Source organism: Thermodesulfobacteriota bacterium (assembly GCA_040754335.1).
Lineage (GTDB): Bacteria > Desulfobacterota_D > UBA1144 > Nemesobacterales > UBA2774 > 2-12-FULL-53-21.
The window spans coordinates 229,748-254,835 of sequence record JBFMCV010000004.1 but is presented as its reverse complement, the minus strand read 5'-3'; the positions used below and the strand labels follow the sequence as shown (position 1 = coordinate 254,835).

Below are 25,088 nucleotides of genomic sequence, written 5' to 3'. Positions count from 1 at the left end.
TGGTAGAAGTTTAATCGCTAAGTGATAATCTGATACAACCTATTGATTTTATTGAACAAAAATTGCCCGGAGACGGAATTGAACCGCCGACACGAGGATTTTCAGTCCTCTGCTCTACCGACTGAGCTATCCGGGCACACGGTATATTAAGGAAGAATACGGGGGCCGATTAGGCATCCCCCCGAAAAGCGGATTTAATTCTACCTAACTAAAAATTTACAGGCAAGCGAGAAAATTATCGATACGGCGGCTCCAAGTTCCTTAAAAGACAAAAGGGAGAACAGCCGATAACCCGCGCTGTTCTCCCCCCGCCCACACAAAGGAGATATGGAGAGATGAGTACTCTAAATCAAATCATTTACAACTGTATCCAGTAAAGCAGCTGTCCCATCACACCGTACTGGTCCTTCTTGAAACCGTCGTCTTTGGTGATGAAGAAATTCTCGTCCGAATGGTCCCATCTGAACTCGGCACGGGCCTCGAAGTTATCGAGGAATTTGTTACCCGCAATTAGACCCTTGAAAGGCTTTAATATCAGAGTCGGCGTAAACTCGAAGAGCTTCTGGTTAAGACCGGTCCTGTATCCCTCGGGGTCGTCGAAGTATTCGCCCCTGAGCGCGAGTCTGACCGCCGGATGCGGATCGACAACGATGTATCCCGCTATACCCCACCAGGATACGTTCTCTTCGCTGCCTAGCTCGTCGAACACTACGTCCTGCTGCCAGCCGAAGTCGGCATCCACTATGAACGTAAGCTTCTCCACGAACGTTATCGTGCCGACCGCGGTTATAAGCTCGCGCCACCCCTGTCCACCGAACCCGAGTCCGCTCGGCTCTTCGCCGAAGTAACCGGTCACGCCAAGCCAGGCGCTCGATATCGTAGTCCCCGCGTAGCTGTATGCTATCTGGCTCTCTATCGTCGGGGAATCGTTCAGCTCCTCGACCTGGTCCCAACCGTTGTTAAGACCTGCCGTGAGCGTTATCGGCCCTGCCGTGTAATTCGTCCTTATACCGGTATGGGTGAACGGAATCGCGAACCCGAACAAAATCGATCGGGTGATGTTCGGGTCTTTCCAGGCCTCGATTACTTCGTATCCTGCGAGAGTCACAAAGCGGCCCGCGAATATATTGATGCCGTTCCCTACAGGGGCCAATACCTGGAGGTACGCCTGGTAAGGGTCTACGACGTCGCTGTCGAAACCTTCCCCGCCCAGCTCCGTGGCCTGCTCACCGAAGAGTATGTCCGCCCTGAAACCTAGCAGGTTCATCAACCCGCCCTCCATCGACGGCGTCTTGGAGAGAGTGAGCGTGGCTGCGTTCAGCGCGAACTGCTGGTTGTCGGGATACAGCGCCCTCAGCTGCAGGCTGTCCGTGAGACCGCGGTTAAATACGTACTGATAAGTCGTGTCGACATAGAACCCGAGGTCGATGGCGTCGAAGAAAGTCAAGAGGCCGTCGTATTTCAGGTCCTTGTCTTCCTGCTCCGATATGAACTTGTCCATCTTCATCTGAGTAGAGGCCTTCTCGGATTCGAGCTGCTCTATCCTCCTCATCAGCTCTTCGTTCTGCTTGCTGTTCTGCTCAATCATCTGCTTGAGCTCCTGGATCTCCTGCTCCGTGCTCTGGGCGAATGAAGGAAGCGAACCGACCGGCAACAAAAGAGTTAACATCAGAATCATGAGAGTTAACTTTTTCATTTCTGACCTATCCTCCTTTAAATTAGTTTTTACACCTTGTTTCGTTTCGTAGCGAGACCCGCCGGAGACCGGAAGGCCTCGCCTCTTATCTCTGCTTTCATGCTGCATTCAAGACTTCTGCTCGCTTTCCTTAAACACTTTAGACCCGCCTTTTTCCGAGGGCTCGGCTGTCGACATATACATCGTGGAGCCTCCGGCCTCAGCCACCTGCTGAAAATCGGGGTATGCGGTCATTCCGTGCTCGCCTATGTCAAGTCCGGCCATTTCCTCTTCCGCGGATACACGGAGCCCCATCGTGACCTTTATGACCAAGAAGAGAATGAGCGAACAAACGACGGTGAATATCCCGTAAGCGGCGACTCCGATGAGCTGCGTAATGAAGCTGTGCTCCGGATTAGTGCTGAATATACCGACTGCCAACGTTCCCCAGATACCGCATACGAGGTGTACGGAGACGGCTCCCACCGGATCGTCCACCTTGATTACCTTGTCAATGATTATTACGGACATGACAACTATGCACCCCGCCACCGCACCTATGATGACGGAAGTCAAGGGTGTAGTGACGTCTGCTCCGGCAGTTATGCCTACAAGGCCGGCAAGACACCCGTTCAGCATCATCGAAAGGTCGGGCTTCTTGAATACTATCCACGAAACGATCATGGCTCCGATAATACCTGCAGCGGCTGCAAGCGAGGTCGTTACGAATACAAGGGAGACCGGACCGGCATCCGCAGAAAGCACGGACCCGCCGTTAAACCCGAACCAGCCGAGCCACAGCATGAACACGCCGATCGTAGCAAGCGGCATACTGTGACCGGGGATCGGCTTCACTCCTTCCTTGGTATATTTTCCGATTCGCGGGCCGAGAATTATAGCGCCGATCAAAGCCCCCCACCCGCCTACGCTGTGCACGAGCGTCGAACCTGCAAAGTCGTAAAAACCCATGGTGTTGAGCCAGCCGCCGCCCCACTTCCATGAGCCCGCTATCGTATATACAAACGAAACGAAGAATACCGTGAATACGAGGAAGCTCGCGAGCTTTATCCTCTCCGCGACAGCTCCGGATACGATCGTCGCGCAAGTCGCGGCGAACATCGCCTGGAAGATGAAGTCGGTCCAATAGGTATAGTGACCATCTGCATATCCGATTAACCCCGCGGCCCCTTCGGGCATTGTTAAACCAAAACCCGAAAATCCGAAATATTCCCCCATCGAAAAAGTTCCCGGGTACATCAGGTTGAAGCCCACGATCGCATACGTGAGCAGACCTATCGCCGGAACCGCAGTATTCTTGAATAAAATATTCGTTGTGTTTTTCGCCCGGGTAAGTCCGGATTCAACCGTTGCAAAACCCAGATGCATGATAAATACGAGGAACGCAGCGATAAGCATCCATATGTTGTTGACGGTAAACATTGTGTCAGCCACGGTCGGCCCGGCATCTTCCTGAGCGTAAGACAGTGACGACCCCAGAACCAGCAGGGCCGGAAGAAGCATCAAACCCGCATACCTTCTTATTCCCTTCAATCCGCGATCAAGCCATTCCATATCTTAAATCCTCCTTTGGAAACGATCTGAAACGAGATCTTGGCGGGATTAAGGTGCAAGAGATATGCCATGCGAATTCAGAAGAAATTACAGAAGTAAATACGGCTCTTACAGCTTATAATCATTGAATTATAATTGTCGCAGCTGGCAGGCCGGGAGAACCGTTTGCAGTATGTTTATTGCTTAGTTATTAAGCACACAGGTTTGATTTTCGTGCATGTGCGAAATCAGGCAAAAATGATTGCGATTAGGCGAGGCTCCTGAAGACGGAGGAGTGAACAGGGGATGGCATGGTTATACCGGGTACGATTTTTATTCTATATCCAGCGCCTTGCCCTTCGTTTCGGGGAGAGTCAGAACCACCACAGCGGCCGCAACCGCAAAAACCGAAACCGTCGTAAGCCCGACGGCAAATCCGTACTTGTCCACGAGGAATCCAATAAGAGGAGGGGCGACGGCAGACACACCCCTTCCGACGTTATAGCAAAACCCCTGGGCCGTACCTCTAGCCCTTGTCGGGAAAATCTCGGAGAAAATAGCTCCGAAGCCGGAATAAAAACCCGTGCCGAAAAACCCGATAAAGGGCCCCAATATGAGGACCTCCCTCAAAGTGGTTGCGTGACCGAAAAACCATACCAAAACGGCCATAACTAGGAGATACCCTACGAAAACGGGTCTGCGCCCGAACTTGTCGCTTATAAAGCCGAATGTATTACACCCGATGAACGCCCCTATATTAATTGGTATGATCCAGATAAAGCCCTTCGTATTCAAACCCACGCCCTTGTCGCTCGCGAGAAACTGGGGAAGCCAGAAATATAACCCCCAGTAGGCTATCATGCACAGGCTCGTAAGCAGGGAGGCGGTGATCGTATATCTTATTAGATCTGCCCCGAATATCTGTCCGAGGGTGAAGCCATGACCCTTTTCACTCAGCTTGCCTTCCTTTCTGAGCTCGCTCGTTTTCTTCCAGACCTCAGGCTCATCGAGGTGTTTCCTGATATAGAAAACCAGAAAGGCGGGCGCTACACCCACGAAGAACAGCACCCTCCATCCAAGGTCGAGCCCGTCGAGACTAATATTAAGGAGAGGTATTGTATATGTCTGACCGGCTTTAAAAAACGGGATGATGAGCGTGGCCAGTATCGCCGCGAGTATGTAGCCTATCCCCCAGCCGCTCTGGACCATGCCGATGACCTTTCCCCTGTGCTCTTTCGGCCATTTCTCAGCGACAAGCACCTCGCCCGATGCCCACTCACCGCCCATTCCGAGCCCGAGGATGAGACGGCAGGCGAGGAGGAACACGATGTTGGGTGAAAAGGCGCTCAGGCCGGTGAACGCGGAATACACTATTATCGTATAGGTAAGGGCTCTCACCCGCCCGATGTAATCGGACACTATGCCGAAGAGAGCACCGCCGAACGCGGATGAAAACAGTGTGACCGAGAACAGCGCGCCGACCCAGGCTTCGGACAGGTTAAACACCTTTCCTATAGACCCCACGGCGAATGCGAAGAGAAGCAAATCCATCGCGTCTAAGGTCCATCCCAGGAATGCCGCGAGAAACGCCCTCCACTGATCGGGGGTTATCACCCTCGTCCAGGCGAAGAGCCCGTGCCGTGCGTTAGCGCTGTCAGCAGTGCCGCCGTTCATTCTTCATTCTCCTTGCCCCCAGTCTAGTTGCCCGCGCAACTTTCCTCCATCCTACTAAATTTCCCTGTCTATGTCAATCAGGTAAAATCGGCCGCGTCGTGGCCCCTAAATATAAAATTTACTGCATCTTACGCGTATTTTCACCCCGGATTTTTTCTTGACTAAGCCCGGCGTGAGCGTTACATTGTTAATTACATGAGCAATAAGCATTTATACATAGAGACCTACGGCTGTCAGATGAACGAGTACGATTCCGACAGGATTCGAAACGCGCTTGGTGCCGAGACGACCGACAACCCGGAAAAAGCCGACATTATCATCATCAATACATGCGCCATTAGGGATAAGGCCGACCAGAAGGCGTTCAGCAGTCTCGGTAAGTATAAACATTTGAAGTCGAACAATCCCGATCTCATAGTAGGCATCTCGGGTTGCGTCGCGCAGCTCTACGGAGACAAGCTCCTTCACAGAATGCCGCACCTCGATTTCGTGCTGGGGCCGAGGGCTATCCCCAAACTGCCCGAGCTGATTAAAAAGATAGAAAACGAAAAGCGGCGCTCGGTGGAAACCTCTTACAACGTTCAGGAGCTCTTCGATATCGAGCCCTATCACGCCGAAGGGAAGGTCACCGCGTTCGTATCGGTCCAGCAGGGATGCAACAAGAGGTGCTCATACTGCATAGTACCCTACGTAAGGGGAAACGAAGTCAACAGACCGCTCGCTGACATATTGAGAGAAACGAGGAACCTCGTCGGCAAGGGCGTGCGCGAGGTCACGTTCATAGGCCAGACAGTCAATTCATGGAAGGAGAACGGATATAAGTTCGGTGACCTCCTCAGGGCCGCGGCCGACGTGGAGGGCCTCGAAAGGATAAGGTTCACGACTTCCTACCCGAGGGACATCACGGCGAGGATGATCGAAGCCGTGAGGGACGTGCCTAAAATTTGCCGCCACATCCACCTGCCTGTCCAGTCCGGCTCTAACGAGGTACTCGGAAAGATGAAGAGGACGTATACGAGGGAATGGTATTCGGACACCGTTAAGAGACTGAAGGACGCCGTGCCCGACATGGCTCTGTCCACGGACATAATAGTCGGGTATCCCGGGGAAACAGAGCAGGACTTCATGGACACGATGTCTTTACTCGAAGAGATAGAGTTCGACAGCGCGTTCTCATTTAAATTCTCCCCTCGCCCCGGCACTCAGGCGGCCGCTTGCCCGGCAGATGAAACTGTGGATATGGATACCGCCGACAGGAGGCTCTCCCTCCTTCAGGCGTTCCAGCGTGAAGTTACGTCGAGGAAAAACCGGGAGAGGGTCGGACAGATCGAAGAAGTGCTCGCGGAGGGGGCGAGCAAGAGCGATCCGGAGTTTCTTACAGGCAGGACTAGTCACAACAGAATCACCCACTTTAAGGGGAGCAGCGTGCTTTCCGGGAAAATACTCAGGGTCAGGATCACGGAAGGGCTGTTTAATTCCCTTCGCGGCGAACTGTCTGTATAATTAAATGGGAGGTGACCTATGTTTCTTCTGATGAAAGTGTCAGGGATAGCGCTCGACCCGTTTACGAACACCCCGATCGTAATATTGAAGGACAGCGCAAACGATAAGACCCTTCCTATATGGATCGGGTTCATGGAAGCGAGCTCGATTGCAATGGAGCTCGAGAAAACACCCAGGCTGAGGCCTATCACACACGACCTGGTCAGGAACCTCCTCGAGAAGCTGAAATTCATAGTGACCAAGATAGAGGTCACAGATCTCCGCGACGATACCTTCTACGCACGCATCTACCTCAAGAGGGATAGCGAAGAATACTCTCTCGATTCGAGACCGAGCGACGCTATAGCCATAGCCCTCAGGACGGACTCCCCTATATACGTAAACGAAGAGGTCATCGAAAAATCGAAGAAGATAGAGATAGACGAAGATAAAGATAAATTAGCCGAGCTCCTGGACAAGATACCCGAAGGAGATTTCGGGAAGTATAAGATGTAGTCCTGATTTACCGTGAGTGACGTTTAGGATTCGGACTCAAAGCTCCCCCGCCTCGTCCATATCCTCAAGGTCATCCCCGTTCCCGTCGTCGAGCTCGTGCTTGGCGAGCCTGTACCTTAGCGAACGGAGCGTTATGCCCAAGAGCCTCGCGGCTTCGGTCTTATTCCCGTTAGTCGTCCTGAGCGCCTTCTCTATCATCTTTTTCTCCACGTCCCCGAGGAGCGTGTCGAGGCTCGAGTTCGAGGCGAAGCTCGTGTCGAGGTCGAGATAGTCCCTTCCGGTGACGAGCTGAGGCAGCGTCTCCTGGCGTATGACGTTTGAGGACTCGAGCGCCACGCACCGCGCGACTATATTCTCGAGCTCCCTCACGTTGCCCGGGTAATGATAGTTCTCCAGTATCTCGAGCGCCTTAGGCGATATCCCCCGTATGTCCTTCCCCATCTCGACCGAATACCTGTTGATAAAATGGATGGCGAGCGGAGATACGTCTATCTTCCTTTCTCTCAGCGGGGGCAGCACGATCTTTATAACGTTAAGACGATAGAAGAGGTCTTCCCTGAACCTGCCGCTTGCGACTTCGTCCTCGAGCTTCTTGTTTGTCGCGGCAATGACCCTGACGTCGACGTTCACGGCTTCAGTGCCGCCTAAGGGCCTTATCTTCTTCTCCTCGAGCACCCTCAGTAGCTTTACCTGGAGGTGGAGCGGCAGGTCCCCGATTTCGTCGAGGAAAATGGTACCCCCGTCCGCTTCTTCGAAGAGTCCGCGCTTATCCCTCATCGCGCCTGTGAAGGCGCCTTTCTTATAACCGAAGAGCTCGCTCTCCATAAGCGTTTCGGGAATGGCCCCGCAGTTTACCGGGACGAACGGTTTATCGTGTCTCGTGCCGCTGTAATGTATCGCCCTCGCCACGAGCTCCTTTCCCGTACCGCTCTCGCCGGTGATAAGCACGTTCACATTGAGCTCGGAGACCCTCTTAATGAGCTCGAAGACTTTTACGATGGACGGGCTCCTGCCTATGATGTTTCCGAAGCCGTACTGTGTCTCGAGCTCCTTCCTCAGCCTTGTGTTCTCGCGCTCGAGCTTCTTCTTTTCGAGCGCCTTCTTTATCACGAGCTTGATCTCATCTATTTTGAAGGGCTTGGTGATATAGTCGTACGCGCCCAGCTTCATCGCCTCTATCGCCGTTTCGTGCGATGCGTACGCGGTAATCATTATTACCGTGGTGTCCGGGCTCTTTTCGTTGAACTTCTTGAGCACCTCGATCCCGTTCAGCACAGGCATCTGGATGTCGACAATGGCAAGGTCGAAAAGCTTCTCCTCGATCTTGTCTATTGCTTCGGAGCCGTCGGCTGCGGTCTCGACGTTATAACCGTCCTTCTGGAGCATGATCTCCAGGAACTCCCTCATACCCGGCTCGTCGTCTACGACCAGAATGTTGCTGTCATTTTGTCCCATTCAATACCTCCGGGCGGGATTCAATGTATGACATCGGCAGGCACCTCTTTAAACCTCGGCAATGTGATAACGAATGTCGCCCCGTTGCCCCGCGAACTCACCACATTGATGTTTCCATTATAACCTTCTATAACCTTTTGTACAATTGCAAGGCCGAGCCCCGTGCCCACTTCCTTGGTCGTAAAAAACGGTTCGAATATCCTCGAGATAAAATTCTCGTCGATCCCCTTGCCCTCGTCCGATATTTCTATAACCACGCTGTTTTCCCCGGTCTTCGATTTAATTATTATAAGGCCGCCGATAGGCATGGCGTCCACGGAATTGAGGAGGAGATTCCACACCGCCTGCTTCAGCCGGTATGAATCCGCCTGGACATATATCCCCTTTTCGACCTGGTTCACTATCTCTATGTTGCCGCGTCTTATTGTTTTCGCGAACGACTCGACCGTGTCGGCGATAATACGTCCGAGGTCTACGAGCGTAGTCAGCTTCTGTATCGGCATGGTGAGTATGAGAAAATCTTCCACGAGCAGATTGAGCCTCTCCACCTCCTGAGAAGCCATGCGTACGAGCCTCAGGTTCTCTTCAGTGGGTTTGACGTCGCTGCTTAGTATCTCGACCGCGCCGCTTATAGCCGATAGCGGGTTCCTCAGCTCGTGGGCGAGACCCGCCGCGAGCTGACCGAGGAGCGCCATTTTCTCCGACGTCCTCAGGCGGTCTTCGAGCTCCTTCACCTCGGTCAGGTCCTGGAATATGATTATATACCCCTGCGCTTTTTCTTCCGTATCCCTGAGCTCGGAGGAGGAGAAGCCGAGTGTAACCATTCTCCCGTCGGGCGACGTATACAGCATCTGCTCCCTCTTCTTCGAGACCAGGTCATCGAGATGGAGTCCCGTCATGAACTGACTCAGGTCCTTGCCCAGGATCTTATCCTCGCCGTTTATACCCAGGATATCTAGACCCGCCTTGTTAGCAGAAATGATCCTGCCGTCGAGATTTAGGGTGATCACGCCGCTCGTGAGGCTCTGAATAATATTCTCGTGCAGGTTCTGGAGTATCCGCAGGCTTCTTTCGCTCTCGCCGAGCTCCCTCCCGGCCGCACGGAACCTCTCCGAAAGATAACCCGACAGGATGGCGACGAGCAGGAATCCGGTCAGGTGGAAGTAAGTGGAAACGAGCCCTATCTCCCCCCACAGGGAGACAGAGCTCCAGATGCTCTGGCCGGGCTCAAGCGGCACCTCGATCCTGATCTGGTAGAATACGATCAGGACATAGACAAGCCCCGAAACTAGGGCCGTAACGTAGCTCGCCACCTTTGTGAGCACTATGCTCGAATAAATGATTATGAGTACATAGAGGAAAATGAAAGGGCTCGATTTACCGCCCGTCACGAAGATGACTGTCGAAGCCAGGGCCAGGTCGAAGACGAGCTGAGAAATCTTAAAGATCCTGGGGTGCCGCTGAAACAAAGACTGAAGGAGGAGGGAAACGAGGCTCAGGAAATAGATTAAGGCTACGATGACTGCGAGATAAAAGGCCTCCTTTCTCGCGCCTCTCCCGTAGTAAATCACGGCTCCCGACCCGAGCAGCACGGTCGTGATGACGACCCTTAGTACTACCGAGCTCTTAAGCCCTCCGTCGGGGCTCTGCAGGACTTTCATATCCGCTTTAAGACTATACCTCCAGTTCGATTGTGGCAATACCAATGAACACCGGTCTATCAACGAATTGACAAGGATATAGGAAACTTGAGCGCCGATATTCAGTCAGGGCGTTAATTCGCCATAGTCGCCACGAGCTTGAACATCGGAAGGTACATCGAGACGACTATGACACCGACTGTGGCCCCCAGGACCGTTATCATGAGGGGCTCCAGAGCCGAGAGAAGCGATGCGACCGCTATATCGACCTCTTCTTCATAGAAGTCGGCGATCTTATTCAGCATGTCCTCGAGTGCGCCTGTCTGCTCGCCGACCGAGATCATCTGAACGACCATCGGCGGGAAGAGCTTCGGCCTCACCGCAAGCGGCTCCGCTAGCGTCTGCCCCTCGCTGACCCCCTTTCTGGCTTCGAGGATGGCTTCCTCGGTTATCATGTTGCCCGAGGCCTTTGCCGTAATTTCGAGACCGTCCAATATCGCTATACCGCCCGCCGTGAGCGTGGCAAGCGTCCGGCAGAACCTGGCGATGACAGTCTTCAGCAGGAGCGGCCCCACAAGCCAAAGCCTGAGCAGGAATGCATCGAAGAGCCTTCTCACCCTGAACGATCTGTTGTAGCTGAATCCTATAAGGAAAACAATGGCTGCAATCGCTATCAATATATATAGAATGTTGTGCCTCGTAAAAAAGCTGATATCCACTACGAGCTGCGTTAACCCGGGCAGAGTCGTCCCCATGTCCTTGAACATCTCGGCGAATACGGGAACGACGAATATAATTACTATCGCAAGGACGAGCACGGCTACACTGATGACTATCGAGGGGTAGATCATCGCACCCTTGATTTTTCTTTTAATCGAATCCATTTTTTCGAGATAGTTGGCGAGCCTCTGCAGGATCACGTCGAGCACGCCGCCCGTCTCTCCCGCTTTAATGAGCTGGGTATAGAGGTTGCTGAACACCTTCGGGTGCTTTCCCAGAGCTTCGGCGAACGTGGAGCCGGCCTCGACGTCCTCTTTGACCCTGATAATGATCTGTTTGAATTTCTGATTCGGGTGCTGGGACGCGATGATATCGAGACCCCTCACCAGCGGAAGACCAGCGTCTATCATCGTCGAGAGCTGTCTCGTGAAAACTACGAGGTCCCTCGTCGACACCGAGCCGAAGGAGAGGTCCAGACCGAAGAGCTTGCCCTTCTCCTTGATCCGGTTCGGTATAGGCTGTATCTGCATCTGCCTGAGACGGGCCAGAACCGCAGATTTGCTGGGGGCGTCCATCTCGCCCTTCTTGATTGTGCCCGCCAGCCTTCCTTCCCACACGAATACAGGCATCAGACTTCCCTCTCTCTCTTCATCAAAACATTTTCATATATATTCATTCCGCACCTCGGATACTTATTGCCTTATCATCCGTTCTTTCGTACCCTCGGGCGCAGAGCGTTCGCTTATCATCCGTTTTATTTCCTCGGGCTCCTGGGATTTCCCTATTGCATCGTCATAGCTGATGAGTTTCCTAAGGTACAGGTCAGCCAAGCTCTGGTTGAGGGTCTGCATCTTCCACTTCTCCTGTCCGATCTGCTGCTGCGAATAGATCTGATGCACTTTATCTTCTCTGATAAGGTTCCTTATAGCGGGGTTGGGCACGAGCACCTCGACTGCAAGGACGCGCCCGCCGCCTATCTTCGGGATAAGCGTCTGGCATAGTATGCCTTCCAGGACGAACGAGAGCTGAGCCCTCACCTGCGACTGCTCGTGCGGAGGGAAAACGTCTATGATTCGGTTTATGGTCTGCACGGCCGTGTTCGTATGGAGCGTGGCGAGAGTAAGGTGACCGGTCTCGGACAGGGTGAGCGCTATCTTTATAGTTTCCAGGTCCCTCATTTCACCTATGAGTACGACGTCCGGGTCTTCCCTCAACACGCTTTTAAGGGCGTTTGCGAAACTCTTGGTATCGCTCCCTACCTCCCTCTGGTTAACTATACAGTTCTTGTGCTCGAAAACATACTCTATAGGGTCCTCGATCGTAACTATATGCTCGTGACGCTCCTTATTTACCTGATCGACGACGCTCGCCAGCGTCGTGGTCTTACCCGAGCCCGTAGGCCCTGTGATCACGATCAGGCCCCTCGGCTTCCTTGCGAGGTCGGCGAGCACCGGGGGGAGCCCCAGCTCCTGGTAACTTTTCAGCACGAATGGCAGGAGTCTGAATGCGCCCGCAACAGCGCCCCTCTGCGTAAAGACATTACCGCGGAACCGGCCTAGATTCTCCATTCCGAAAGAGAAATCGAGCTCCCAGTTTTCTTCAAACCTGTGCTTCTGCATGTCGGTGAGCACGCTGTAGCAGATGTCTTTCGTATCGGGAGGGGTAAGCGGGGGGTGCTTTACCGGAACCAGCTTTCCGTCGATCCTGAGCATCGGCGGCACGCCTGCGGTGATGTGCAGGTCCGACGCTCCGTTCTCCACCATGAGTTTTAAAAGCTTGTCTATCGCTATAGCCACTCTGTCCTCCACGCGCTAATCGTCGGCTGCGGTGTTCCTCACGACTTCTTCTATGGAGGTTACACCCTGCTTCAGCTTCTGTAGAGCGCTCTGTCTGAGCGTCCTCATGCCCTGCCTGATCGCTTCCCTCTTTATTTCGAGCGACGAGGCGCCGCTCAGTATGAATTCCTTGAGCTCATCCGTCAGTTCCATGACTTCGAATACGGCGAGCCTGCCCTTGTAGCCCGTCCCGGAGCACGTCTTGCAGCCTTCGCCGCTCCCTTTATAAACTATATAATCAGCGACTTCTTTAGGGGAGACCCCGAGGTCTATAAGCACCTGGGGAGCGACCTCCGTCTCTTTCTTGCATTCGGGACAGACAACCCTCACAAGTCGCTGAGCGACAATGGCGTTCAGGGACGCCGTTACGAGGAACGGCTCAACGCCCATATTGAGCAGCCTCGTTATCGTAGACGGGGCGTCGTTCGTATGGAGCGTCGAAAGGACGAGGTGTCCCGTGAGCGCAGACTTGATCGCTATCTCGGCCGTTTCGTAGTCCCTGATCTCGCCGACGAGGATGATGTCCGGGTCCTGCCGTAAAAAAGACCTGAGACAGGAAGCGAATGTCAGCCCGATCTCCTCGTGCACCTGCACCTGGTTTACACCCGGAAGGCTGTATTCCACCGGGTCTTCGGCAGTCGAGATGTTTACGTCAATACGGTTCAGATCCATTAGACTCGAATACAGTGTCGTCGTTTTACCGCTGCCCGTCGGTCCCGTGATGAGCACCATTCCGAAGGGTTGATATATAGACCTCCTGAAGACCTCGAGCTGGTCCTCATAAAATCCGAGCTTGGTCAGGTCCAGCTGAAGCGATTCCTTGTCGAGTATCCTCATGACGACTTTTTCTCCGAACAGGGTTGGAACCACGGAAACACGATATTCCATCGTCCTGTTCTGGGCCATCTTCACCTTGATTCGGCCGTCCTGCGGGAGCCTCCTCTCGGCAATGTCGAGGTTCGACATTACCTTCACTCTCGAAGTCACCGCGTTCTTTAGCTTCACTGGCGGATGCATTACATCGTAGAGCACCCCGTCTATCCTGTACCTGACCCTGAGAGATTTTTCGTAAGGCTCGATGTGTATGTCGCTCGCCCCTTTTCTGATAGAATCCATGAGCAGATGGTTCACGAGCTTGATCACGGGCGCTTCTTCGGAGGCTTTTTCCAGGTCGTTGAGGTCTATATTTTCTTCGCCGCTTATCTCGATGAGGAAATCGTCGAGGTCGCCCATGAGCTTGTCGACGGCGGCAGTGCTTTCCTGCGCCTTCCTTGCGTCCTCCCATTCCTGCTGGGAGCCGTAGAACCTCTCGATCGCGTTTCTTATCGAACGTTCCGAAGTCACGACCACTTCGATGTTATGGCCGGTCGCGAACTTGAGGTCATCGACGGCGAAGATGTTGGAGGGGTCCGACATGGCGACGACAAGAGTTGAGCCTGATCTGTTTATCGGGATGAGCTTATGTTTTATTGCGGATTCTCTGGAAACGGTTTTGAGAACGTCCATCGATATATCGAACTGATCCAGATTGATCGCCGGGACTCCGTACTGCTTGCTTAGATAAGCGACGAGCTGGTGTTCGTCGATGTATCCTAGATTTAGCAGGGTCTCCCCGAGCCTTTTCCCCGTTTCCTTCTGCTCCTGTATGGCCGTTTTAAGCTGGTCAAGGTTTATTACATCCTCCTTGATCAGGATATCGCCCATCTGTGCGCTGACTCGTTGCTCTTTCATTTCAATCTTGTTTTCACCCGGTTCATAATTAAGTTACGGTTTACGGCCGCCGCGCGGATTGATCGATTCGTACAAAACCCTCTTCAGGGACAGTCGGACAGGGAAATAGATATAGATAGCCCCCTTAATCGGGCATTCCCACAGCCGCATGCATTCGCTACCCGGCCCCACCTGTCCCGAACGTCCCGGGCAAGAAACTTGCACATATCTATCTTGAACATATTCCCCATATCCAATTATAGGCCCAAAAACACGTTTCAATGTTGGTTGGCGTTTAAATCAATCCGTACCGATCAACCATTTACTAAATTTTAGCAAAATATATGCCATTGGACTTAACAAACCCGGCCCCAACTTAAGTTGCCAAGATAACAATAAAATCTTAAGAATTTAGTGTAACCCGCACTTATCACTAATGATTTAAAATGACGAATATTGTATTATAGAGACTTTATTTGTCACCAGTCCCGGCTGCGCCGAAATACCACTGTTCGGGTAGAATTAAGCGCATGAAAAATGAGAATGAAATAATCATAGCAGGCGGGGGGCTTGCCGGCTCGGAGGCAGCGCATGCGGCATCGAAATTAGGCGTCAGGGTCAAATTATACGAAATGAGACCGCTTAAATCGTCCCCGGCTCATAGCACGGGCGACCTGGGCGAGCTCGTTTGCAGCAACTCCCTTAAATCAGACTCAATTGATAACGCAAGCGGCATACTGAAGGAAGAGATGAGACGTCTGGGCTCTCTTGTCATAGAGGCTGCCGAGAAGACTCGAGTGCCCGCGGGCAAGGCCCTGGCGGTGGACCGGATCGCGTTCGCACGGTATATCACAGGCATAATTGAAAACAATCCGCTTATCGAGATCGTGAGAGAGGAATTCGGGGGTATTCCGGATTCTCCCGTTTCCCCCCTTATAATCGCGACGGGCCCGCTCACTTCAGAGTCTCTAGCGGAAAACATCCGGGCTTTGACCGACTCAAGACATTTATATTTCTACGATGCGATATCCCCGATAATCGACGCGGATTCCATTGATTATTCGAAGGTCTACAGGGCTTCGAGGTATGAGAAGGAGAACGAGGGGGAAGGCGATTATATAAACTGTCCGATAAAAAAGGATGAATATTACGCCATAGTCGACGAGATAAATAAGGCGGAGAAGATCGAGACCAGGGATTTTGAAAAGGGCATCTACTTCGAGAGCTGCCTGCCGGTTGAGGAGATAGTCGGTCGCGGGAGGGAAACGCTCAGGTTCGGTCCGGCGCGTCCCGTGGGCCTCAGGGACCCGCGCACGGGCGCGACACCGTTTGCTGTCGTACAGCTCCGGGCCGAGAACGCGGAGCGCTCGATGTACAATATGGTGGGGTTCCAGACGAAGCTCAAATATCCCGAGCAGCGGCGCATATTCAGGATGATACCAGGGCTCGAGGGGGCGGAGTTCATGAGGTACGGGAGCGTCCACAGAAACACCTACATCGACTCCCCGAGGCTCCTGCGCGAAACGCTCCAGCTTAAAAAAAGCGACCTCATATTCTTTGCCGGCCAGATAGTGGGCGTTGAAGGGTACGTCGAATCGGCCGCGATGGGCATTATCGCCGGCATCAACGCCGGAAGGGTAACGCTCGGCCAAAGCCCGGTGATTCCGCCGCCAGAGACCGCGATAGGCTCACTCCTGAGGTACGTATCCGACAGCAGCATCAAGAATTTTCAGCCGATGAACATAAATTTCGGACTATTCCCCCCTCCCCTGGAAAAGATACCGAAATCCCGTAAGAAATGCTGGATAGCGGAAAGGGCGCTCGGGGCTATGGGCCGGTTTTGCCCGTTCCGAACGCAGTCATATTAAACGAAAAAGCGCTATAATCATGAAAGTTCTCCATACTTTAAAATCACTCTATAAATATTCGTAATACCTAATCATTTAGACTTGACAATCAGACCAAAGTGGTCTAATTTTTAAAATATGTTGCAGAATAAAGCTGAAGTGAGTCTTCCGGACAAGATATATTTCCGGATCGGGGAAGTAAGCGAGTTCACCGGTATAAAGCCCTATGTGCTCAGGTACTGGGAAAGCGAGTTCGAGGAAATAACCCCGATCAGGAGAAAGTCTCAGAGACTTTACGACCGTGAAGCCATACACACGATAGTAAAGATTAAAAATATGCTTTATGAGCAAAGTTTTACGATAGCTGGCGCAAAGAAGAAGCTCAAAGAAGAAGCTAATCAGAAACGGGTCAGCACGAAAGTAAACGTTTTGCTGCATGAAGTTTTGGGCGAATTGAAATCCATCAAGCAGAACCTGGGTTAGCTTTTCGCCTCCCCCTTTTTCAATAGAAATTTTCCATAGCTCTCAGACGGGGTGTAGCGCAGCTTGGTAGCGCATCGGCATGGGGTGCCGAGGGTCGCCGGTTCGATTCCGGCCACCCCGACCATCAACTCAGGCGTGTTTTCAATCGAAGAATTATTGATGAAACTTGCCCGGCGCTGTCAATTGTGTATTTTGTATTGCCTGACCGATTGACTCCTTTCTCTCGGTAATAGTGACATGCCTCCGACCATACTCATATCGAACGACGACGGAATAAATTCGGAAGGGCTCCACAGGCTCAACGAAGCTCTCAAGCCCCTGGGAGAGGTATACATAGTCGCCCCGGACAGGGACCAGAGCGCGGTGAGCCATTCGCTGAGCCTTTACCGTCCGCTCAGGATCGAGCGGATATCGGATTACGTTTATACAGTGGACGGGACCCCGACAGACTGCATAAACCTTGCCGTAAACGGGATCCTCAAAGACAGGAAGCCCGACCTCGTCGTCTCGGGAATAAACAAGGGGGAAAATCTGGGCGACGATATAACGTACTCCGGCACAGTGAGCGCGGCCATGGAAGGGGCGCTCCTGGGAATCAACTCTATCGCTATATCGCTCGCGACGAAGGTCAACTTCAACTTCGATCCGGCTTTCCATTATTCGCAGATCATAGCGAGGTATGTCCTCGAAAACAAGCTCCCCGAGGATACGGTGCTGAATGTTAACATACCCAACCTCCCCGTCGATGATATCAAAGGCGTCATGGTGACGAGACAGGGTAAGCGCGTCTACGGAGAGCCGGTCGTGGAGAAGGTCGATCCCAGAGGGAAGAAATACTACTGGATCGGCGGATACGAGCTCGGCTCGGTAGAGATCGAGAACTCGGACATAACGGCGGTGAGAGACGGCTACGTCTCGGTGACTCCGATATGTCTCGACCTCACTAACTACGGCTATCTGGAAAAGCTGAGAACCGACCTTTCCCGGTAACTTTTATACTACCGAATAAATAGCGCCCGACGGAATCAGCCGCTGCGGCATGCGAGCGCTCCCGGTATCATAATATTTATCGCCCTCCGAGCCGCGAAAAAAGCGTTAGGTTGTCATATGCCCGTGTGCTATCATTTATAGCTCGTGGGGGGGAGGTCACAGACATGGGCGATTTTTATCAGACAGAGTCTTTTTCGACACTCCACAGGCTCAACAAGAACAATGTCGGACAGCTGGAAGAACAGCTGCTCGAGTTCTGCGAGACGCGCCCGATCGCGCTCGTGCTTCCGTGCCTCTACTCGGAGCTCAAGGGGAAAGCCCTCAAACAAATCCTGAAACAGCTGAAAGAAGTCAGGTACCTGAACGAGATCGTGATAACGCTGGGGAGGGCGAACGAGAGGGAATTCAGACACGCTCAGGAGTTCTTCTCGGTGCTCCCGGATAATTACAAGATCATCTGGGACGACGGGGACAGGATGACCGCTATCTTCAATCTGCTTAAAGAGAGCGGACTCGAAGTCGGCGAGCCCGGAAAAGGGCGTGCCGCATGGATAGCTTACGGCTACGTCCTCGCGGGAGAGACGAGCGAAGTCATAGTCCTCCACGACTGCGACATACTCACATACAGCCGAGAGCTTCTGGCGAGACTGTGCTACCCGCTTGCGAACCCGAATATGGATTATGAATTCTGCAAGGGGTATTACTCGAGAGTGACCGACAGGATGTACGGCAGGGTCACGAGGCTCTTCATATCACCCGTGATCAGGGCGCTCAAAAAGATCTTCGGACACATCCCGTTCCTCGTCTATCTCGACGGGTTCAGGTATCCGCTCGCGGGGGAGTTCTCGATGAAGACGGACCTCGTTAGGGTGAACAGGATCCCCGCAGACTGGGGGCTCGAAGTCGGCTCGCTCGCCGAAGTGTTCAGAAACGTTTCGCTCAAGAGGATATGCCAGGTGGACCTCGCGGACAATTACGAGCATAAGCACCAGCAGCTGTCGCCGGATGACGAGATGGGCGGCCTCCTAAAGATGTGCGCCGATATATCCATGTCCCTTTTCAGGACCCTGTCTTCGGAAGGGGTAAATTTCCCGGAGAGCACCTTCAATACGCTCCTGGTCACTTACCTGAAAATAGCCCAGGATACGATAAAGATGTACGAAGACGATGCGGCGATAAACGGTCTCTTTTTCGACAGGCACTCGGAAGCGCTCGCAGTCGAGACATTCGCCCGTGGCATAAGGATAGCAAGCCGGCAATTCCTCGAAAACCCCCTGGGATCGCCCCTGATCCCGAACTGGAGCAGGGTGGCCTCGGCCATCCCGGATATTCTCGATATGTTAAAGGACTCGGTCGATAAGGACAATGCGTCATAAATTCCTCGTATATACCGACCTCGACGGAACGCTTCTCGATCACGATACATATTCATTCGACAAGGCGCTTCCCGCTCTCCGTCTGCTGGAGGTGGAAAATATCCCCCTAGTCATCAATACCAGCAAATCCCGCGGCGAGATCGAGAGGTACAGATCGCTCCTCGGGAACGCCCACCCGTTCATATCGGAAAACGGCGGGGGCATCTTCATACCGGAGGGCTACTTCAGCCGCAAATTCCGTTACGACAGGACATACGGCGGATATCACGTAATAGAGCGAGGGACGCCGCGCGATATACTCAGGGGCGTTCTCAGTAGAGTGGCTTCCGAAACCGGGATAAGCATAAGAGGCATCTCGGATATGTCTTTAGCCGAGATAATGGAATCGACCGGACTCGACGAGGAGTCAGCCTTCCTGGCGATGGAGAGGAGCTACAGCGAGCCTTTCCTTATAATAGGCGGAGACGAGGCGGAGGTCGGGAGAAAGATAGCCGAAAGAGGTTATAGCTACACGCGCGGGAGCAGGTTCCACCACATCCTGGGGGATAACGACAAGGGCAAGGCGGTAAGAATCCTCACCGGAATTTATAGAAACGAGTCGCCGTCTATAGAAACCATAGGGGTCGGAGACAGCCTGAACGACCTCCCGATGCTGAAAGAGGTCGATTTCCCCGTGCTCGTCCGGAAAAGAGGAGGAATCTATGACAGCGGGTGCCGGCTCGGAAACGCGACGCTCGCGGACGGGGAAGGCCCCTCCGGCTTTAACTCCGCATTATTAAAGTTTTTTATAAAGTATGAAGAAAAAACATCTACTGAAAATAGAATTTAAATATACCGGGTGGTATCATTAATAGATCGTGAGGCAAATAAGGCTCAAACACCTGAAAAAACCGCGTAAAAAATCCTTTCTCCCCTTTATAATCGGCTCGATATTCTTTCACCTGCTGATACTGGCGCTGATCCTGGTCCTTCAATTCGAGATCATAGATAAACAGGCAAAGAAGGAGAAGAAGGAGCCCCAGTATATAGAGATCACCGAGCTGCCCGTGCCCAAGGAAAAGGAAACGAAGCCGCCTAAAGAGACCAAGCGGCTCGCGGAGCGCTCACACGAAGCAAAGGAAGAAAAGACGAGGGACGAGTTCACGAAGAGGACAGTAGCTCTGCCGCCGCCGCAAAAGCCGGCCGCGCCCCGGAAACCCAAGCCGGAAGTAAAAAAGGAAGAGCCTAAAAAAACCGCAAAGAAAGAGGCACCTAAAACAAAGGCAGCAGAAAAACCCAAACAGGAAACGGCCAAGGAGAGCATCACTAGAGAAGACCTGCTCCGCGACAAGACTCTCGCCTCGCTGCCCAAAGAGCAGCTTAAGGATGATACAGGCGGCAGTAAAGTGACCGGGCGAAAATACGAGGAACGGGCCGTACCCGACATTTCGAGAGAGCAGCTGTTCAGCAACGTTCCGAATACGTTCCCCGAGAGCTCGCAGAGCACCCAGGACTACCTGGGCGCCCGGGACGTGAACATGAAGGAGGACACGGTTGAGCTGAGCACGACAGAGTTCAGGTACTTGTCCTACTTCGCAAAGCTGAAGCACCAGATTGAAAGCGTTTGGAACTACCCCGAAGAATCGCGCTACCGCGGGGAAGAGGGACAGCTGTTCCTCGTGTTCACGATCAAGCGGAACGGCGACCTGGAAAATATCGAGCTCCTTAACTCTTCCGGGTACGCGCGTCTCGACAATGAGGCAATCAGGGCAATAAGATCGGCCTCCCCTTACTCCCCCTTTCCAGAAAGCTGGGGCTCACTCGAAAGGCTCCACATCAGGGCGACTTTCATCTATCAGTTCGGCGGGTTCATCAGGTAATACCGGAGCAGGCGTGCCGAGCGTCATTTTATGATCACGCCGTGACCGTTCTTGCCTCTTTTCTCTATTTCCCCGATAAGGTATGCATTTTCTTTAAGTCGGCTGAGCTTTTTCAAAACGCGGCCGGCGTCGGAAGCACGCACGACGATCACGAGTCCTATTCCGCAGTTGAAGGTGCGCCGCATTTCTTTGTCGTCGATACGTCCCTCTCTTTTGATAAGCTCCATTATCAGAGGAAGCGACCACGAAGATGAGTCCAGGACAGCCGTGCATTTCTTCGGTATGACCCTGGGAATATTCTCTAAAAGTCCGCCCCCCGTAATGTGCGCTATTGCCTTGATGCGGAATTGCTTTCTCAGCTTTTGAACGGTTTTTACATAAATCCGTGTCGGCTCTAGAAGCTCGTCTGCAAGCGGGCGTGACAGGTGTTCGGGCGAATCTCCGAGCTTGTACCTCTTCTTTTCGAGGAGCACTTTCCTAGCGAGCGAATATCCGTTCGAATGAAGCCCGCTCGATGCGAACCCTATGACCGCATCCCCCGGCACGACATCCGAGCCGTCGATGATCTCGTTCTTATCCACTATCCCGACGGCGAAACCCGCGAGATCGAACTCGCCCTCACCGTAGAATCCCGGCATCTCGGCGGTCTCCCCGCCGAGGAGGGCGCATCCCGCGTCCCTGCACCCCTTGACTATACCCTTTATGATCTCGGCCCCTTCTTCGGGATTGAGTTTTGAAGTGGCTATGTAATCGAGGAAGAAAAGAGGGTCAGCGCCGCAGGCGATTATGTCATTCACGTTCATGGCCACGAGGTCTATGCCGACGGTGTCGAGCTTTCCCGCCATGAATGCAATCCTGAGCTTTGTCCCGACGCCGTCAGTCGCGGCTACGAGCACGGGCTTCTTATGCTTCCCGAGAGGAAGCTCGTAAGCGCCTGAAAAGCCCCCTATCCTTCCCAGTACGTTCTTATTCAGGGTGGAAGCGGCGAGCGGTTTTATGAGCTCGACAAAGCGGTTGCCGGCGTCGATATCGACCCCTGAAGACTTGTAAGTAGTCTTTGCCATGACGGAATGGAAAGATACCTGAGAGGGGGTTTTTGTCTATGAACTCCGCCGCGACATACCCGTCCGACGGATTGGACGATTCAGTCCGTCAAACGGCGGCACGCACTCCAATATGCCGGGTGAAATCCCCGGAATCACGGATTTCCAAAAAATTCAAATAATGGTATATTTTTCCCTCTAATTTTCAGGGCTGAAGGGAAATAAATGACTTTTCAGGAACTCATACTGTCACTCCAGAGCTACTGGGCTAAAAAGGGCTGTATAATCGTGCAGCCGTACGATCTTGAAAAAGGGGCGGGAACGTTTCACCCGGCGACTTTTCTCAGGTGCCTCGGGCCCGAGCCCTGGTACGTGGCCTATGTCGAGCCTTCGAGGAGACCTACGGACGGCAGGTACGGGGAGAACCCGAACAGGCTCCAGCACTACTACCAGTTCCAGGTGATAATCAAGCCATCGCCCAAGGACATCCAGGACCTTTATCTCGACAGCCTGAGATACCTGGGCATCGACCCGCTCGCGCACGATATCAGATTCGTGGAGGACGACTGGGAATCCCCTACGTTAGGCGCGTGGGGCCTCGGCTGGGAAGTATGGCTCGACGGTATGGAGATCACCCAATTCACATATTTCCAGCAGGCCGGAGGGATCGACCTAAAACCCGTATCGGCTGAGCTGACATACGGCACGGAGAGGATAGCAATGTATCTACAGGGCGTCGAGAGCGTGTACGACCTCGAATGGACGAAGGGGATAACCTACGGCGAGATACACCAGCGGGACGAATTCGAATTCTCGACATATAACTTCCAGGAATCCGACCCTGCGATGCTGAGAGACATGTTCGATAAATTCGAGGGCGAGTGCGGGAAGCTTATAAAGAAAAAACTCCCTCTGCCCGCTTACGACTACTGCCTCAAGTGCTCACATACGTTCAACCTGCTCGACGCCCGCGGGGCGATCGGGGTAGCCGAGCGCGCCTCATACATAGGCAGGGTACGGGCGCTCGCGAAACAATGCGCGGAGGGGTATCTCCTCGAAAGGGAGGAAATGGGTTTCCCGCTCGCGAAAAAGAATCCATGGCAAAAGAGCTGATACTGGAGATCGGAACAGAGGAAATCCCCGCGGGTTTCATGAAGGACGCGATAAGGAACCTTTCCGAGACCGCGGCGAGGGAATTTACCGAGAGCGCAATCCCGTACGGGCATATCTCGTCCTTCGGCACCCCGAGGAGGCTGACTCTCCGCGTTACAGGGCTCATGGACAAACAGGAAGACCAGTCGAGAGAGTCTTACGGTCCTCCCGTGAGAATAGCGTTCGACGAAAAAGGGAACCCGACTGACGCAACGGTCGGGTTCGCGAAATCCCAGGGTGTGGACGTGAGAGACCTCGTAACCGTAAAGAGGGACAGGGGCGAGTTCCTGGCGGCGGTAAAAAAAATAAAGGGACAGAAAACCGAAAAACTCTTAAAAGAGCTGCTTCCGAAAATAATTCTCGAGCTCCCGTTCAGGAAATCCATGAAGTGGGGAGACGGGGACACGGTATTCGCGAGACCTATAAGGTGGATTCTCGCGGTATACGGAGGCAAGACAGTACGTTTCGATATAGAGGAAGTCAAAAGCTCTTCGAAATCGCGGGGCCACAGGTTCATGAACCCGATGCCGTTTCCGGTCTCGGGCTGGGATGATTATGTGAAGGGGCTCGAGAAAGGGTTCGTGATACTCGATCAGGACAGGAGAAAGAGCTTAATAGAAAAGGGGATCAGAGACCTCGCGGAGAAAATCGGCGGGTCCGCGCTCGAAGACGAGGAGCTTCTGGAGACGGTCACTTACCTAGTCGAATACCCGGTCGTGCTGAAGGGTGATTTCGAAGAGGATTTCCTCGAGCTCCCCAAAGAAGTCCTTATTAGCGTGATGAAAAGCCATCAGAAATACTTTCCCGTCCTCACCCGCTCGGGGAGCCGGAAGCTACTTCCGCATTTCATATTCGTCGCCGGCACGAAGGCCAGGGACGGCAGGGTGGTGTCTAAGGGGAACGAACGTGTAATCAGGGCGAGGTTCACCGATGCGAGGTTTTTCTATAACGAAGACAGGAGCGCGCCGCTCGAAGAGAAAAAAATAAAGCTCAAAGGAATGGTGTTCCTCTCCGACCTCGGCACATATTACGACAAGACAGAGAGGTTAAAGCTTCTCGCCGGGGAGATCGGACAGCAGCTCGGAATAGAGCCGCTCGCAGACGCAGTCCGCGCAGCGGAGCTCTCGAAGACGGACCTCGCGACCCAGATGGTATTCGAATTCCCCGAGCTCCAGGGCATCATGGGCAGATATTACGCTCTCCTCTCGGGAGAAAAAGAAGAGGTCGCGGTCGCGATAGAAGAGCAGTACAAGCCGACTTCCCGCGAAGGGGACCTGCCTTCAACCGATCTCGGCTCCGTCCTGAGCATCGCCGACAAGATGGACACTGTATCGGCGTGCTTCGTTTCGGGACTCATACCGACAGGCACTTCAGACCCCTACGCGCTCAGACGGCATGCGATAGGAATAATAAACATTGTCATCGAGAAAAATTACCATTTGAGCATTAACGGGCTCTTCCGCAAGAGCCTGGACGCCATAACCGATCAGGCCCATGGGAAGTCAGCCGTATCTCAGGAGGCCGTACTGACGGAGATTTCCGGATTCTTCAAGGAGAGGTTCAGGAACATAATGATCTCGGACGGCTTCCCGCAGGACGTGATAGAAGCCGTGATAAGTACTGAGTTCGATGACGTCGTCGAAGTGAAGAGGAAGATCGAAGCGCTTTCAGAATTCCGAAAGGCGCGCGATTTCGAATCCCTGGGGATTGCTTTCAAACGAGTAGTGAATATAGTAAAAGGGCAGCCCGTAGGCGAGGTCAGGGAGAGCCTGTTTGTCGAGCCCGCGGAGAGGGAGCTATATATGACCTTCATCGAAACCCGCGAAAAGGTAGGGGCGAAAATGTCGGAGAGGAATTACCGTGAATCATTGTCTCTGATGAAAACGTTAAAAGACCCCGTGGATAAATTCTTCGATCACGTGCTCGTCATGGACGAGAATGCGGAGCTGAGGCGGAACAGGCTTTCGATGCTCCGGGAGATAAGAGAGCTATTTTTTAAAATCGCGGATTTTTCCAAGCTAAGCACATAAGCGAGAGAGATTAAATAATTTACCGGAGGACGAAAAAAAGATTTTCAGAA

Annotated in this window: 19 protein-coding genes and 2 tRNA genes; 11 read left to right on the top strand and 10 right to left on the bottom strand. The window is 53.0% G+C overall.

Annotation, left to right across the window (positions count from 1 at the left end; translation table 11 throughout):
* Positions 1-63: 63 nt before the first annotated feature.
* From AB1598_10095 to AB1598_10080, 4 genes are all read right to left on the bottom strand, one after another.
* A tRNA-Phe gene (locus AB1598_10095) sits at positions 64-136 on the bottom strand.
* 222 nt (positions 137-358) lie between these two features.
* Complete coding sequence (locus tag AB1598_10090; GenBank protein ID MEW6145356.1) at positions 359-1,696, bottom strand: outer membrane beta-barrel protein; 1,338 nt, start codon at positions 1,694-1,696, stop codon at positions 359-361.
* Positions 1,697-1,804: 108 nt separating this feature from the next.
* A complete protein-coding gene (locus AB1598_10085; GenBank protein ID MEW6145355.1) occupies positions 1,805-3,115 on the bottom strand; it encodes an ammonium transporter in 1,311 nt (436 codons plus the stop codon).
* Between the two features lie 444 nt (positions 3,116-3,559).
* Positions 3,560-4,900, bottom strand: a complete 1,341-nt coding sequence (locus tag AB1598_10080) for an MFS transporter (protein ID MEW6145354.1) — start codon at positions 4,898-4,900, stop codon at positions 3,560-3,562.
* Positions 4,901-5,095: 195 nt separating this feature from the next.
* Between AB1598_10080 and miaB the strand changes: the two genes are divergently transcribed.
* Both miaB and AB1598_10070 read left to right on the top strand, forming a co-directional pair.
* A complete protein-coding gene (miaB, locus tag AB1598_10075) occupies positions 5,096-6,403 on the top strand; it encodes a tRNA (N6-isopentenyl adenosine(37)-C2)-methylthiotransferase MiaB (GenBank protein MEW6145353.1) in 1,308 nt (435 codons plus the stop codon).
* A gap of 18 nt (positions 6,404-6,421) precedes the next feature.
* On the top strand, positions 6,422-6,898 hold the full coding sequence (locus AB1598_10070; protein ID MEW6145352.1) for a bifunctional nuclease family protein: 477 nt from the start codon (positions 6,422-6,424) through the stop codon (positions 6,896-6,898).
* Between the two features lie 36 nt (positions 6,899-6,934).
* Here AB1598_10070 and AB1598_10065 read toward each other — a convergent pair whose 3' ends face one another.
* From AB1598_10065 to pilB, 5 genes are all read right to left on the bottom strand, one after another.
* The gene (locus AB1598_10065) at positions 6,935-8,353 is read right to left on the bottom strand and encodes a sigma-54 dependent transcriptional regulator (GenBank protein ID MEW6145351.1); all 1,419 of its coding nucleotides are present in this window, start codon (positions 8,351-8,353) and stop codon (positions 6,935-6,937) included.
* Positions 8,354-8,373: 20 nt separating this feature from the next.
* Positions 8,374-10,014, bottom strand: a complete 1,641-nt coding sequence (locus AB1598_10060) for an ATP-binding protein (GenBank protein ID MEW6145350.1) — start codon at positions 10,012-10,014, stop codon at positions 8,374-8,376.
* Between the two features lie 113 nt (positions 10,015-10,127).
* Complete coding sequence (locus tag AB1598_10055) at positions 10,128-11,342, bottom strand: type II secretion system F family protein (GenBank protein MEW6145349.1); 1,215 nt, start codon at positions 11,340-11,342, stop codon at positions 10,128-10,130.
* 63 nt (positions 11,343-11,405) lie between these two features.
* On the bottom strand, positions 11,406-12,509 hold the full coding sequence (locus AB1598_10050; protein ID MEW6145348.1) for a type IV pilus twitching motility protein PilT: 1,104 nt from the start codon (positions 12,507-12,509) through the stop codon (positions 11,406-11,408).
* Positions 12,510-12,524: 15 nt separating this feature from the next.
* Complete coding sequence (gene pilB, locus AB1598_10045; protein ID MEW6145347.1) at positions 12,525-14,279, bottom strand: type IV-A pilus assembly ATPase PilB; 1,755 nt, start codon at positions 14,277-14,279, stop codon at positions 12,525-12,527.
* Positions 14,280-14,788: 509 nt separating this feature from the next.
* Here pilB and trmFO point away from each other — a divergent pair.
* The 7 genes from trmFO (at position 14,789) to AB1598_10010 (ending at position 20,813) form a co-directional block, all read left to right on the top strand.
* On the top strand, positions 14,789-16,126 hold the full coding sequence (gene trmFO / locus AB1598_10040; GenBank protein ID MEW6145346.1) for a methylenetetrahydrofolate--tRNA-(uracil(54)-C(5))-methyltransferase (FADH(2)-oxidizing) TrmFO: 1,338 nt from the start codon (positions 14,789-14,791) through the stop codon (positions 16,124-16,126).
* A 138-nt stretch (positions 16,127-16,264) separates the two neighbouring features.
* Entirely contained in the window at positions 16,265-16,588 is a 324-nt protein-coding gene (locus tag AB1598_10035) for a MerR family transcriptional regulator (GenBank protein ID MEW6145345.1), read from the top strand.
* A gap of 47 nt (positions 16,589-16,635) precedes the next feature.
* A tRNA-Pro gene (locus tag AB1598_10030) sits at positions 16,636-16,712 on the top strand.
* A gap of 113 nt (positions 16,713-16,825) precedes the next feature.
* Positions 16,826-17,578 (top strand): 5'/3'-nucleotidase SurE, encoded by a 753-nt coding sequence (surE, locus tag AB1598_10025; protein MEW6145344.1) that lies wholly within the window; start codon positions 16,826-16,828, stop codon positions 17,576-17,578.
* A 164-nt stretch (positions 17,579-17,742) separates the two neighbouring features.
* The gene (locus AB1598_10020) at positions 17,743-18,954 is read left to right on the top strand and encodes a glycosyl transferase (GenBank protein ID MEW6145343.1); all 1,212 of its coding nucleotides are present in this window, start codon (positions 17,743-17,745) and stop codon (positions 18,952-18,954) included.
* Complete coding sequence (locus AB1598_10015) at positions 18,944-19,783, top strand: HAD-IIB family hydrolase (protein MEW6145342.1); 840 nt, start codon at positions 18,944-18,946, stop codon at positions 19,781-19,783. Before AB1598_10020 ends, AB1598_10015 begins: the two co-directional genes overlap by 11 nt.
* Positions 19,784-19,811: 28 nt before the next feature.
* Positions 19,812-20,813 carry an energy transducer TonB gene (locus AB1598_10010; GenBank protein ID MEW6145341.1) on the top strand — a complete coding sequence of 334 codons (1,002 nt, stop codon included), beginning with the start codon at positions 19,812-19,814 and terminating at the stop codon, positions 20,811-20,813.
* A gap of 23 nt (positions 20,814-20,836) precedes the next feature.
* Here the strand turns inward: AB1598_10010 and purM are convergent, their stop codons facing one another.
* Entirely contained in the window at positions 20,837-21,877 is a 1,041-nt protein-coding gene (purM, locus tag AB1598_10005) for a phosphoribosylformylglycinamidine cyclo-ligase (protein ID MEW6145340.1), read from the bottom strand.
* A gap of 204 nt (positions 21,878-22,081) precedes the next feature.
* Here purM and glyQ point away from each other — a divergent pair, with 204 nt between their 5' ends.
* Both glyQ and glyS read left to right on the top strand, forming a co-directional pair.
* Positions 22,082-22,969, top strand: a complete 888-nt coding sequence (gene glyQ / locus AB1598_10000; GenBank protein MEW6145339.1) for a glycine--tRNA ligase subunit alpha — start codon at positions 22,082-22,084, stop codon at positions 22,967-22,969.
* Positions 22,954-25,038 carry a glycine--tRNA ligase subunit beta gene (gene glyS, locus AB1598_09995; GenBank protein MEW6145338.1) on the top strand — a complete coding sequence of 695 codons (2,085 nt, stop codon included), beginning with the start codon at positions 22,954-22,956 and terminating at the stop codon, positions 25,036-25,038. The genes glyQ and glyS overlap by 16 nt, the downstream gene beginning before the upstream one ends.
* Positions 25,039-25,088 lie beyond the last annotated feature (50 nt).